This window comes from Pseudomonas sp. NPDC098747, assembly GCF_044760045.1.
Lineage (GTDB): Bacteria > Pseudomonadota > Gammaproteobacteria > Pseudomonadales > Pseudomonadaceae > Aquipseudomonas.
On sequence record NZ_JBIWAL010000019.1, the window covers coordinates 66,076 to 78,569 of the forward strand.

The following is a 12,494-nucleotide window of genomic DNA, read 5'->3' on the forward strand; positions in this document are numbered from 1 at the left end:
GGGCACTCACAGGTTGTACTGCTTGCGCTTGCGATACAGCGTCGAGGCGTCGATGCCCAAGGTTTTCGCCGCTTGATCCAGAGTACCGGCGGTCGCGAGTACCGCGCCGATGTGGGCTTTCTCCAACTCATCCAGACTCAGCGCCGCACCGACTCGCGGCGCGTTGTTGGCCGGTTGCTCGGCCATGCCGAGGTGAGTGATTTCCACGCGTTCCTGCGGACAGATAATGCTCGCCCGCTCGACCACGTTGCGCAGTTCACGAATGTTGCCCGGCCAACGATAGCCGAGCAACGCTTCACGGGCCTCGTCACTGAAACCGCGCGCTGGACGTGCGTACTCTTTGACGAAGCGTGCGAGAAAGCGGTCAGCCAGCGTCAGGATGTCCTCGGCACGCTCGCGCAACGGCGGCAGGTGCAAGGTGATGACGTTCAGGCGATACAGCAAGTCTTCGCGGAATCGACCATCACGCACCATGTCTTCAAGGTTGAGGTTGGTCGCCGCCAGAATCCGCACATCGGCGCGGCGGGTCACAGGGTCGCCTACCCGCTCGTATTCCTTGTCCTGAATGAAACGCAGCAATTTGGGTTGCAACGTCAGGGGAAAATCGCCGATCTCGTCGAGAAACAGCGTGCCGCCATCCGCTTGATTGACCCGACCCAGAGTACTTTCGCTGGCACCGGTAAACGCCCCGCGACTGTGACCGAACAACTCGCTTTCCATCAGCTCGGCGGTCAGCGACGGGCAGTTGATGGTCACGCAGGATTTCTTCTCGCGCTTGCTCCAACCGTGAATCGCTCGGGCCAGTTCACCTTTACCGGTGCCGGACTCGCCAAGAATAAGAATGTTGGCATCGGTGCCCGCCACTTGCCGCGCGGTTTCCAGCACGACTTTCATCGCCGGGCTGTGGGAATCGAGACCGTCCTTCGGCTTGCGGATCTCGCCTTCAAGCGCTTCAAGTCGGGCCGAGAGTTGGCGCACTTCCAGTTGCTTGGCCGTTGCCAAGCGCAATTGATCAGGGCTGCAAGGTTTGACCAGGTAGTCGGCGGCGCCGGCCTGGATCGCATCCACGGCCGTGTCGACAGCCGAGTGAGCGGTGACGATCACCACCCGCATCCACGGTGCCTGAATACGCATTTGCGCCAATACGTCGAGGCCATTGTCTTCGCCCAGGCGCAAATCAAGGAAGCACAGGTCGAAGACCTGACGTTGCAACAGTGCGTCGGCCTGAGCCGCGCTGTTGGCGGTGGCCACCGTATAACCTTCGTCTTCGAGGCAATAACGGAAGGTTCGCAGGATGGCGGATTCATCATCCACCAGCAGAATGCGGCCTTGTTGCTCAGTGGCAGATTCCATTTTTCCTACGCTCCATAGTGATTGGTCTTGAGTTAGTCCCGGAAAAATCGGGCAAGTTGCATGGTTGATTCTGAACGATGCCAGCCATAGGAGGGTAGCTCTCTCATGCCTTTACGGCTAATCCACTGATTTTGTTGATTTTTTAAACAATCACCGCTTTGCAGGCAGTCACCTGCATCCTTTTCTGACATCTGCGCCCTGCTCTCAATTCCATAAGAATGAATTCTCCTACGAAAAAATCGTGCATTGCGCACGACCACAGATGAGCCATCGTGCAGGATGCGTCTCAGGAAATTATCCAGCCAATAATAAGCCATTGATTTTATTGACTATTTTTTAGTTAAAAACCTGGCATGCAGGCTGCAATACGTTATTCATCCCGGGCAGATCAGAACTGCCCCAACCGAATAAGAGTGAGGAACCCAGGATGACTCGCCAACGTGCCGCCCAAATGCGTATCTCGCCTCTGCATATCCAGCAAGGTCTGTTTGGCGTACTTGCGCTGTTGATCACCCTGATCGCGTGTCAGCAATACCTGAGCTGGGAAAACAGCCAGAAACCTGAGCCGCTGATCTCGATCCAGCACAGTACGCAGAAGCACTTCAGTGCTGTCAGCAGCACTGCGGCCGAGAACGCGTCAATGCGCATGATGGACGTCGACCAGTCGCAGCCACTGGATCAGCTAACACGTGAAGAGCGTTGGGTTTTCTAACTGATTTAAACGGATTCGGGCGCGTTGCGCCGGAACATGCAACATCCCTAAATAGAGAAGTAAGGAGAATCACCATGTTGAGCTGGGCAATTACATTCTTGATCATTGCCATCATCGCTGCAGTATTGGGCTTCGGTGGTATCGCGGGCACCGCCACGGGTATCGCCAAGATTCTCTTTGTCGTGTTCCTGGTGATGTTTGTTGTGTCGTTCTTCATGGGCCGTCGCGGCCGAGGTTGACGATGAGCGCTTTAAAGACACTGGCAGCCGCCCTGCTTCTGGGCGGTAGTGCCATGGCGATGGCGGCCAACGACGGCCAGGCGCGGGCCAACGAACTGTTGAGTTCCGACCCGCAATACAGGGAAACCTGGGAAGGCGTGGTGAAGAAGGAAGAGCGCTTGCCGGAATGGGTGATGAACCTTTCCGGCACGCCTGACCAACAGATGAATGCCGTGACTGAAGATGGCGACCAGTATCTGGTCGGGCCGCTTTGTGAATCAGCAGACAAATGCTTGAATCACCGCTTGATCGTCGCCTTCAGCTTCGACAAGAAAGATGCCTATGCCATGCTCGTCGATGTGCCTGAAGGTCTGCCGACTGACAAGTCGCCAACGCGACATGCCACGTATCGCTTCCTCGGCAAACCCGACCAGGGCATGCAGGATCTTCTGATGGAAACACTGAAGAAAGATCCGAACTGGTATTGATGCGACTTCGTACATGAGGGCAGCCCCCCGCTGCCCTCTATTGCGTCCACCCGATGAAGGTCGGCGCATGATCAAGGGGCCGGGACGTTTTGACTGTTACAGGGTCGGAGTGACCTACGGGTACAGGGAGTGCCTGCGCAAGGGCCGGGTCAGGGTAAAAAGCTGCCGCAAGTTCGCCAATCCAAAGGGGTTCGACGAGCTTGCGCTGAGCTTTCAATAACGCAAAACGTTGATCCAGAGCGTCCAGCCTCTTCTTTTTATCGTCCACACTGCGCGCGAAAACATTACGCGGTGTTTCCGGGCGACCGTATATCGCGAAAGAGACATTTGAAACAGTGAGACTTCCAGCCTTCCAAAGCAGGCTATTTGTTCAAATTTCCGTCAAAATTTCCCGCTCAAAAAATAATCAATCTACGCTGTGATGGCCGGTTCACGGCACTTATGCCGGCTGAAATGTCACAATCGAACCGGTTGGGACGCCAGTTTCATTTGAAAAAGCTCATGCCGATTCGGCATAGGGTAGGCGTTTACGGCATTAGACGGCGCAACCTTGCATCGGAATAGTTGCGCCTTTTTTCGCCTGCCGAAGAGCCGTTAATACGCGCTTCGGGGCACCTTATACGGAGGCAGATGCACAGACTTTTTCGCTAAAAGCGTTCCAGTTGCCGCATGTGCCTGAGTCAAACGCAAGTAAGGGTAAAGATAATGAAGAAGGCAAAAATTAGCCTCGCCTGGCAGATCCTCATCGGTCTGGTACTGGGGATTGCAATCGGTGCGTTGCTCAACCATTTCAGTGCCGAGAAGGCCTGGTGGATCAGCAACGTCCTGCAACCGGCAGGCGATATCTTTATCCGTCTGATCAAGATGATCGTGATCCCGATCGTCATCTCGTCCCTGATCGTTGGCATCGCCGGCGTGGGCGACGCCAAGAAGCTTGGGCGTATCGGCCTGAAGACGATCATCTATTTCGAAATCGTCACCACCATCGCCATCGTCGTCGGTCTGGTGCTGGCCAACCTGTTCCACCCGGGTACCGGCATCGACATGAGCACCCTGGGTACGGTGGACATCTCCAAGTACCAGGCGACTGCCGCCGAAGTACAGCATGAACACGCGTTCATCGAGACCATCCTCAACCTGATCCCGTCGAACATCTTCGCAGCCATGGCGCGCGGCGAAATGCTGCCGATCATCTTCTTCTCCGTGCTGTTCGGTCTCGGTCTGTCGAGCCTGCAGTCGGACCTGCGCGAGCCGCTGGTGAAGATGTTCCAGGGCGTCTCGGAAAGCATGTTCAAAGTCACCCACATGATCATGAACTACGCCCCGATCGGCGTGTTCGCACTGATCGCGGTGACCGTGGCCAACTTCGGCTTCGCATCCCTGGTGCCACTGGCCAAACTGGTGATCCTGGTTTACGTCGCCATCGCCTTCTTCGCCTTTGTGGTGCTGGGCCTGATCGCCAAGTTGTTCGGCTTCTCGGTGTTGAAGCTGATGCGCATCTTCAAGGATGAGCTGGTCCTGGCCTACTCCACCGCCTCCTCGGAAACCGTGCTGCCGCGCGTGATCGAGAAGATGGAAGCCTACGGCGCACCGAAAGCCATCTGCAGCTTCGTGGTGCCGACCGGTTACTCATTCAACCTCGACGGTTCGACCCTGTACCAGTCCATCGCCGCCATCTTCATCGCCCAGTTGTACGGCATCGACCTGTCGATCAGCCAGCAACTGTTGCTGGTGCTGACCCTGATGGTCACCTCCAAAGGCATCGCCGGCGTACCGGGCGTGTCCTTCGTGGTGCTGCTGGCTACTCTGGGCAGCGTTGGTATTCCGTTGGAAGGCCTGGCGTTCATCGCCGGTGTCGACCGCATCATGGACATGGCCCGTACCGCGCTGAACGTGATCGGTAATGCTCTGGCCGTGCTGGTTATCTCGCGCTGGGAAGGCATGTACGACGACGCCAAGGGCGAGCGCTACTGGAACTCCCTGCCGCACTGGCGCAGCAAGGAAAAACTGCCAGCGGGTGAAATCTCGAAGAACTGACACAAAACCCTGTGGGAGCTGGCTTGCCAGCGATGAGGCCAGCAAATTCAACATCTTTGTTGACTGACACACCGCCATCGCGGGCAAGCCCGCTCCCACAGGGATCGCCGCCAGCCGTTATAAACAAACCCCGGAGAAATCCGGGGTTTGTCGTTTCTGGCGACCCCGTTATCATTCGCCGCATCTTCCGGGGGATTTGACTGATGCTTAATGGCCTGTGGCTTGGCTTCTTCATCGTGGCAGCCGTGTCGGCACTGGTGCAGTGGCTGGTCGGCGGTAACGCCGGGATCTTTGCGGCGATGGTGGAAAGCATTTTCGCCATGGCCAAGCTCTCGGTCGAAGTCATGGTGCTGCTGTTCGGCACCCTCACCCTGTGGCTGGGTTTCCTGCGCATTGCCGAAAAGGCCGGGATCGTCGACTGGCTGGCCAAGGTGTTGGGCCCGCTGTTTCTGCGGTTGATGCCTGAAGTTCCGCCCGGCCACCCGGCCCTTGGCCTGATCACCCTGAACTTCGCCGCCAACGGCCTCGGTCTGGACAACGCCGCCACGCCGATCGGCCTCAAAGCCATGAAGGCGTTGCAGGAGCTCAACCCCAGCGCCACCGTCGCCAGCAACGCGCAAATCCTGTTTCTGGTGCTCAACGCCTCCTCCCTGACCCTGCTGCCGGTGACGATCTTCATGTACCGCGCCCAGCAAGGCGCGCCGGATCCGACCCTGGTGTTCCTGCCGATTCTGCTGGCGACCAGTTGCTCGACCATCGTCGGCTTCCTGTCGGTGGCATTTATGCAGCGCTTGCGGGTCTGGGATCCGGTGGTGCTGGCGTATCTGATTCCCGGCGCGCTGATCCTCGGCGCATTCATGGCGCTGCTGGGGACGATGTCGGCCACGGCGCTGGCGGGGCTTTCGTCGATCCTCGGCAATCTCACGTTGTTCGGGCTGATCATGCTGTTTCTGGTGATCGGTGCTTTACGCAAAGTGAAGGTTTACGAAGCGTTCGTTGAAGGCGCGAAGGAAGGCTTCGACGTCGCCAAGAACCTGCTGCCGTATCTGGTCGCGATGCTTTGCGCCGTCGGCGTATTACGTGCATCCGGGGCGCTGGATTTTGGTCTCGACGGGATTCGTCATCTGGTCGAATGGGCCGGTTGGGATACGCGGTTTGTCGATGCGCTGCCGACCGCGATGGTCAAACCGTTCTCCGGCAGTGCTGCGCGGGCGATGCTGATCGAGACAATGCAGACCTCAGGCGTGGACAGCTTCCCGGCGCTGGTGGCAGCCACGGTACAAGGCAGTACCGAGACGACGTTCTATGTGCTGGCGGTGTATTTCGGCGCGGTGGGGATTCAGCGCGCAAGGCATGCGGTGGGGTGTGCGTTGTTGGCGGAGTTGGCCGGTGTGATCGGCGCCATCTCCGTTTGCTACTGGTTCTTCGGTTGAATACGGATCAACTGTGGGAGCCAGCCTGCTGGCTCCCACAGGGATTGTGGTGATTCAAGGCCTTGGGGCGGGCGCCAGTTTCTGGCCTTGTTCGACGGCCCACGCCACGACCTTGGCAGTCAATCTGTCACTCGCCTGGCCAAACCCAGCCACCACCGCCGGCACCTTCACGTCATTGAGCGGCTGACGCTCTTCAAACCGGCGACTGGCCAGAATGCGCTGGTCATAACCGCGCACCAGCAACGCATCGAGGCGCACGACGACGCTGGCCTGGGTGCCCTGATATTCAGTCTGAAACGCCTGCAAATTCCCGCCCAGCTCTAAATCCGCCTGAAAGTTGCTGTCATCGGTGCTCAGCAACGTCACCCGGCCATCGCGCTGAAAACCGTCGAGCAGCCGATTGCGCAGCAACACCGGCGCCGGATCGCTCCAGCGCGAAGCCTTGTAGCTGCTGAACACGTCACCCTGCGGAATCACCGCGATGGTCGGCCGATTCAGCGCTTCGCTGGCCTGCAATTTGTTCAAGCGCAGCGACCATTGCTGCGTCGCCGACGAACCGCCCGAGGCGGGCGCCTGAGCTGCCGGCAAGCGGTAAACCTCCAGCGGCTCAGCTTCGGGGAAGATCGTGCAACCACTGATCAGCGTGCTGATGAATGTAAAGCCGGTGGCGAAGAGGGCGAGGCGAGTCAGCTTCATGGCGTGAACTCCTTGTTCTTGTCACTGCCCAGCAGGTAACCGCTGGGGTTGGCCTCCAGACGTTGGGAAATGGCGCGCAGCGAGCTCAGGGTTTCACGCAGTTCGCGGATCGCCGGCGCGAGGCCATTGAGGCCTTGCATGCCGCTGTCGAGGGAGTTCTGGTTCTTGTTCAGCAACGCATTGATGGTGACGCTGCTGTCTTCCAGCGATTTCATTGCCTGCTCGGCGCTGCCCAGCGCCTGCTTGCCCTGATCGTTGAGCAAGCCGTTGGCGTTACGCATCAACGCCGAGGTCTGTTCGAGCATGCTGCCGGCCTGTTTGCCGACGCTCGCCAGTTGCTGCATGGCCTGGCGAATGTCGCCGCGCTGATCGTTGATGGTGCCGGTGGTCTGTTCCAGATGGGCAAGGGTCTTGCTGACGCGTTCGACGTTATCGGTGGAGAACATCTGATTAGCGTTGTGCAGCAGGGCGCTGATGCCGCTCATCAGGTCGTTGCTGTCATTGAGCAGCCGCGAGATAGGCGAGGGCGAAGCAATGATCACCGGGTGTTTGCCGTCACGCCCCTTGAGCGTCGGGCTCTGCGGCGTGCCGCCGCTGAGCTGGATGATCGACGTGCCAGTGATCCCGGTCAGCGCCAGTTTGGCCTGGGTGTCTTCCTTCACCGGCGTGTCGCCACCGAGACGAATCCGCGCGAGCACCCGCCGTGGGTCCTGAGGATCGAGGCGCAGGCTGACCACGTCGCCGACCTTGATCCCGCTGTACTGCACCGAACTGCCCTTGGACAGGCCACTGACCGCCTCGTTGAACACCACCTCGTAATCCTTGAACTCGGTGTCGACGCTGGATTTGGCCAGGAACAGGCCGAAGAGCAGGGCGCCAGCCACCACCAGCACGGTGCACAGGCCAATCAACACATGATGCGCTCGGGTTTCCATGTCAGACCTCGTTGAGCAATTTGGCGGCGTCCAGCGCCGAGCGGCCACGCGGGCCATGGAAGTATTCGTGAATCCACGCGTCATCGGTTTCCGAGACCACGTCGATGGCATCGGCCACCAGCACTTTCTTCTGCGCCAACACAGCCACGCGGTCGGTGATGGTGTAGAGCGTGTCCAGATCGTGGGTCACCAAAAATACGCTCAGACCCAACGCATCGCGCAGGGTCAGGATCAATTGATCGAACGCCGCCGCGCCAATCGGATCGAGGCCGGCGGTGGGTTCGTCGAGAAACAGGATGTCCGGATCCAGCGCCAAGGCCCGGGCCAGGGCGGCGCGCTTGATCATGCCGCCGGACAGCGACGCCGGGTATTTGTCTGCCGCCGACAGCGGTAGCCCGGCCAGTGCCAGTTTGACCGCTGCAAGGTGCTCGGCGTCATCGCGGCTCAGGCCGGCGTGTTCGATCAGCGGCAGGGCGACGTTCTCGGTCACGGTCAGCGAAGAAAACAACGCGCCTTTCTGGAACAGCACGCCAAAGCGTCGTTCGATCAACGAGCGCTCATGCTCAGACAGGCTAGGCAGATCCTGGTCGAACACTTTGACGATGCCCTCGCTCGGTCGGCGCAGGCCGACAATGCTGCGCAGCAGTACCGATTTACCGCTGCCGGAACCACCGACCACGGCGAGAATTTCGCCTTTGTACAAATCCAGATCGAGGTTCTCGTGCACGCTCTGCGTACCGAAGCGGTTGCACAGGCCACGGACTTCAATCACCGCCTCCGAGGGCGCGCGGGGTAAACGACTCACCAGCCCATCTCCATGAAGAACAGCGCAGCCACCGCGTCGAGCACGATTACCACGAATATCGACTGCACCACACTCGACGTCGTGTGCGCGCCGACCGATTCGGCGCTGCCGCTGACCTTGAAGCCTTCCAGGCAGCCAATCGCCGCAATCAGGAACGCGAAGATCGGCGCCTTCACCAGCCCGACCAGAAAATGCTGAACGCCGATGTCACTCTGCAGCAGTGAGAGGAACATCGCCGGCGAGATATCCAGCGACACGGCGCAGACCACGGCACCACCGACGATCCCGCAGATCATCGCCAGAAAGGTCAGCAGCGGCAGCGCCACCAGCAACGCCAGCACGCGCGGCACCACCAGCAACTCCATCGGATCGAGACCGAGGGTGCGGATCGCATCGATTTCCTCGTTGGCCTTCATCGAACCGATTTGCGCGGTAAACGCACTGGCGGTGCGCCCGGCCATCAGGATCGCGGTGAGCAACACGCCGAACTCACGCAGAAAGGCGAAGCCCACCAGATCGACGGTAAAGATGCTCGCACCAAAACTGGCCAGGACCGTCGCGCCGAGAAACGCCACCACCGCGCCCACCAGAAAGGTCAGCAGCGCCACGATGGGCGCGGCGTCGAGGCCGGTCTGCTCGATGTGCGCGATCACCGGCGTGATGCGCCAGCGCTTGGGCCGGAAAAGGCTCCGGGCGATGGTTTCCAGAATCAGGCCGACGAAGCCGAGCAGTTGCAGGGTGTCTTGCCAAACGGTATCGACGGCGCGGCCGATGCGCGTCAGCAATTGCACGCTGACGCTGATTTCCGGTTCCTTGATCGGCATGCAAAAATCAGTCATCGATTGATAGACGGTTTGCAGCAGCGCGCGGTCGGCGCTGGAGATTGTGCAATCGGGGTGTTCGGCGGATTTGCCCAGACGCTCGGAGCCGAGCAGTTCCACCAGCAACGAGGCGCCAGCAGTATCGAGCGCGCCGAGGCCATTGAGGTCAATGGACGTGTCAGTGTCGTACTGGCCACGCAGCGTTTCGCTCAGTTGCTTGAGCTCGGTGTAATGGGCGAGCGTCCAGTCCCCGCTGACCCGCAGGCGGGCAGGGGTGTTGGACGTGTCCAATTGGGCACTGCCTGTCATCGAGCTGCTGGTCATAAGCTCCGTGCTTGTTCGGCGGCTAAGCGAACTAACGTAATAGCACGAACCGGACTACTTTTCTTTGACCGGTGTGCTGTCGGTAATTTCAAAGCGCAGCACGCCGATCAGCTGTCCATCCTCGGTCAACACCCGCACTTGCCATTTGCCGGCCGGGTTGCCGGGGAAATTCTGCTTGTGCGTCCACGCACGGTAGCCTTCCTTGCGCCCGCCGTGGATGTCGAGGGCGATGCGGTCGACCTCTTTGCCGTTGAACTTCCAGACGTGATAAATCCGCTCATCAAGCCCGCGCGGCGCGTTGATCGCGGTGTAGGCGTAAAGGCCGCCGTTGCGAATCTGCTCGGCGCTGACCTTATCGAGACTGGCGCCGGGGGTGCGATCCTGCATCTGCGTGCTGATTGCCATGTCGGCCATCCACAACGTCGCCGGCGGCACCCACGAACGCAGTGCCCAGCCGACGCCGCCGATGCCGAACGTGATAAACAGAATCGCCAGCGCGTTGCGCACGGTTCGAATAGGGAAGATCGACGCCAGACTCGGGAACGACATCAGCACGGCAATCCCCAGCGCCCATTTGAAACTTTGCGAGGTGGTCAGGTGCATGATCACCGGCAACGCCGTGAGGAGGGCGGCGAAGAGGGTCAGTGTGTGTAACGCAAGAAACGCCCAGCGCCGTGGCGCCAGCCATTTGTAATAGAGCGGATCGACGATGGAGATCAGCGCAGCGATGCTGAGCAGGCCGGTGAAGACCAGTTGGCTGCTGTTCCACGTCGTGGTGATGAAAAAGAACGGCAGGACGAAAAACAGACTTTCCTGATGGATCATCTGCGTGGCGTAACGCAGCAGCGGCTGGGGGATTTCCCGTTTGAAAATCCGCGTGAAGACGCCGGTGAGGGTGTTTTCCAGCATCAGCCAGATCCAGCTGAGCAGCATGATCACGGTGATCCAGCTCGCCAATCCCTGCTGGCGATCGACCAGAATGAAACTGCCGACCCCCGAGATGAAACCACCCAGCGCAATAACCCCGGGGTAGCGCTTCATCAGCTCGATAATGCGCTGGATAAGGAGGGTCAATTTTGACATTTGGGCAGTTCACGACAATGTGGGGGAAAACCTCGACAGAGTAGCGCCCACCGGGCCATGTGGCGAGGTTGGCAGTCAGCTAAATTTACCGCATTACCCTGTGGGAGCGAGCTTGCTCGCGAATGCGGTGGGTCAGGTAAAATTGCAGTGACTGACACGACGCTTTCGCGAGCAAGCTCGCTCCCACAGGTTCACTGTTTGACTGACTTGCGGTGGTACACGCGCCAGCCGATCAACATCAGCAGCACCACACCCACTCCACCCGCGGCCAGCCACAACACCTGATCATCACTGATCAACGGCTTCTCGATCCGCAGATACCCCGGCTGCAACAGCAACTCGCGCATCGCCTTGTTCGCAGTCTCCAGCGTCACGCCTCGCAACTCCCGCGCAGGGTTGGCGAAGCGGCCGTCCTGATAATCGCTCAGCGCACTCCAGTAATAATCGGCCATCGCACTGTTACCTTGAACCGCCCACGCCTGATGGGCGATGGCGGCCTGTTTGATGCGGGCGAAAGTGTCGGCGTCGAGGCCGTTTTTCAGCAAGTCGGCCTTGAGGTCTTCGAGCACCTGAACCGCTTCGTCGACGTCATCGCGATCCAGGTCGGCGTTGAGGCTCATGAAGCCGACGCCGCCGAACACTTCGCGCTCGGCCCACGGCCCGTAAGACAAACCGTGGTTCAGACGGATCTGCCGGTACAGCGCCCAGTCGAGGTAATCCTTGAGGATATCGAACGTCTGATCGTACTGATCGTCCAGCACCGGCTCCGGCACCAGCCAGTGCAGCTTGGCGCTATCGCCAACGAAACCGCGGGTGAGGGTGCGCTCGTGGGCGGCGCGGGTGCTGATGTCCGGCAGCGGACGGTGCTCGCTGGGTTCGACCGGTTCGAGGGCGCCCCACGTGCGCTCAAGATAGGCCGGCAGCAGCTTGTCGAGTTCGCCGACGACGATCAGGGTCATGTTGTTCGGCGCGTACCAGGCCTGGCGCACCTTCTCCAGTTGCTCCTGGGTCAGATGATCGACTTCGGCGCGTTGCGGGCATTTCAGGCCGAGTTCGACGGCCAATTGATTGCTCGCGGTGTGGCCCAGATCCTGACGATCAAGAAAACGTTGCAGGCGCGTGTAATGGCCGCCGTCTTCACGCTCGACCACGCGTTTGGCGGCGTTGATCGCGTTGTCGTCGATACGGGTCTGGGTCAGCAGAGCCAGCAGCAGGTCGAGCACCTTGCGCTGGTTCTTCGCCGGGGCTTCGATGACGAACGTGGTGTCGGCATTGCTGGTGAAGGCGTTCCATTCGCCGCCCAGGGCCTGCATGCGTTCTTCGAGGCCACCTTCGCCGGTGGCATCGATGCCGCTGAACAGCAGGTGTTCGAGCAGGTGCGGCAGCTCTTTTTCGTCGCAGTCAAAATCGTCGAGACCGACGCCGACCACCAAGCGGATCGCCACATGTCCGCGCTCGGTGCCGGGTTTGAGCATCAGCTGCAAACCGTTGGGCAGCGCATAGCCTTCGACCTGAAAACGATCCAGTGCGAAGGAGGGTAGAGAACCGAGCAACAGACAAGCGAACAACAGGCAACGCATAACAGGCTT

The 12,494-nt window shown here is 59.6% G+C and carries 12 protein-coding genes; 5 read left to right on the forward strand and 7 right to left on the reverse strand.

Annotated features, from left to right (window positions below):
- Positions 1 to 6: 6 nt before the first annotated feature.
- Positions 7 to 1,353 carry a sigma-54-dependent response regulator transcription factor AlgB gene (algB, locus tag ACIQVE_RS14160; protein ID WP_402809183.1) on the reverse strand — a complete coding sequence of 449 codons (1,347 nt, stop codon included), beginning with the start codon at positions 1,351 to 1,353 and terminating at the stop codon, positions 7 to 9.
- A 427-nt stretch (positions 1,354 to 1,780) separates the two neighbouring features.
- Here algB and ACIQVE_RS14165 point away from each other — a divergent pair, with 427 nt between their 5' ends.
- The 5 genes from ACIQVE_RS14165 (at position 1,781) to ACIQVE_RS14185 (ending at position 6,241) form a co-directional block, all read left to right on the forward strand.
- Positions 1,781 to 2,065, forward strand: coding sequence for a hypothetical protein (locus ACIQVE_RS14165; protein ID WP_402809186.1), 285 nt, complete (start codon positions 1,781 to 1,783; stop codon positions 2,063 to 2,065).
- 74 nt (positions 2,066 to 2,139) lie between these two features.
- Positions 2,140 to 2,304 carry a DUF1328 domain-containing protein gene (locus ACIQVE_RS14170; RefSeq protein ID WP_042556943.1) on the forward strand — a complete coding sequence of 55 codons (165 nt, stop codon included), beginning with the start codon at positions 2,140 to 2,142 and terminating at the stop codon, positions 2,302 to 2,304.
- Positions 2,305 to 2,306: 2 nt separating this feature from the next.
- Positions 2,307 to 2,771 carry an inhibitor of vertebrate lysozyme family protein gene (locus ACIQVE_RS14175; RefSeq protein WP_402809188.1) on the forward strand — a complete coding sequence of 155 codons (465 nt, stop codon included), beginning with the start codon at positions 2,307 to 2,309 and terminating at the stop codon, positions 2,769 to 2,771.
- A gap of 705 nt (positions 2,772 to 3,476) precedes the next feature.
- A complete protein-coding gene (gene gltP / locus ACIQVE_RS14180) occupies positions 3,477 to 4,808 on the forward strand; it encodes a glutamate/aspartate:proton symporter GltP (protein WP_401188382.1) in 1,332 nt (443 codons plus the stop codon).
- A gap of 203 nt (positions 4,809 to 5,011) precedes the next feature.
- Positions 5,012 to 6,241, forward strand: a complete 1,230-nt coding sequence (locus ACIQVE_RS14185; RefSeq protein WP_402809192.1) for a nucleoside recognition domain-containing protein — start codon at positions 5,012 to 5,014, stop codon at positions 6,239 to 6,241.
- Positions 6,242 to 6,295: 54 nt separating this feature from the next.
- Here ACIQVE_RS14185 and ACIQVE_RS14190 read toward each other — a convergent pair whose 3' ends face one another.
- The 6 genes from ACIQVE_RS14190 to ACIQVE_RS14215 form a co-directional block, all read right to left on the reverse strand.
- Positions 6,296 to 6,937: an ABC-type transport auxiliary lipoprotein family protein gene (locus ACIQVE_RS14190; RefSeq protein ID WP_402809195.1), complete on the reverse strand. Its 642-nt coding sequence runs from the start codon at positions 6,935 to 6,937 to the stop codon at positions 6,296 to 6,298.
- Positions 6,934 to 7,872 (reverse strand): MlaD family protein, encoded by a 939-nt coding sequence (locus ACIQVE_RS14195; protein WP_402809198.1) that lies wholly within the window; start codon positions 7,870 to 7,872, stop codon positions 6,934 to 6,936. Before ACIQVE_RS14195 ends, ACIQVE_RS14190 begins: the two co-directional genes overlap by 4 nt.
- Before the next feature lies 1 nt (position 7,873).
- A complete protein-coding gene (locus ACIQVE_RS14200; protein ID WP_402809199.1) occupies positions 7,874 to 8,677 on the reverse strand; it encodes an ABC transporter ATP-binding protein in 804 nt (267 codons plus the stop codon).
- Positions 8,674 to 9,822 (reverse strand): ABC transporter permease, encoded by a 1,149-nt coding sequence (locus tag ACIQVE_RS14205; RefSeq protein ID WP_402809202.1) that lies wholly within the window; start codon positions 9,820 to 9,822, stop codon positions 8,674 to 8,676. Before ACIQVE_RS14205 ends, ACIQVE_RS14200 begins: the two co-directional genes overlap by 4 nt.
- A 54-nt stretch (positions 9,823 to 9,876) precedes the next feature.
- Complete coding sequence (locus tag ACIQVE_RS14210) at positions 9,877 to 10,905, reverse strand: DUF5924 family protein (protein WP_402809204.1); 1,029 nt, start codon at positions 10,903 to 10,905, stop codon at positions 9,877 to 9,879.
- 191 nt (positions 10,906 to 11,096) lie between these two features.
- Entirely contained in the window at positions 11,097 to 12,485 is a 1,389-nt protein-coding gene (locus ACIQVE_RS14215) for a M16 family metallopeptidase (RefSeq protein WP_402809207.1), read from the reverse strand.
- Positions 12,486 to 12,494: the final 9 nt, after the last annotated feature.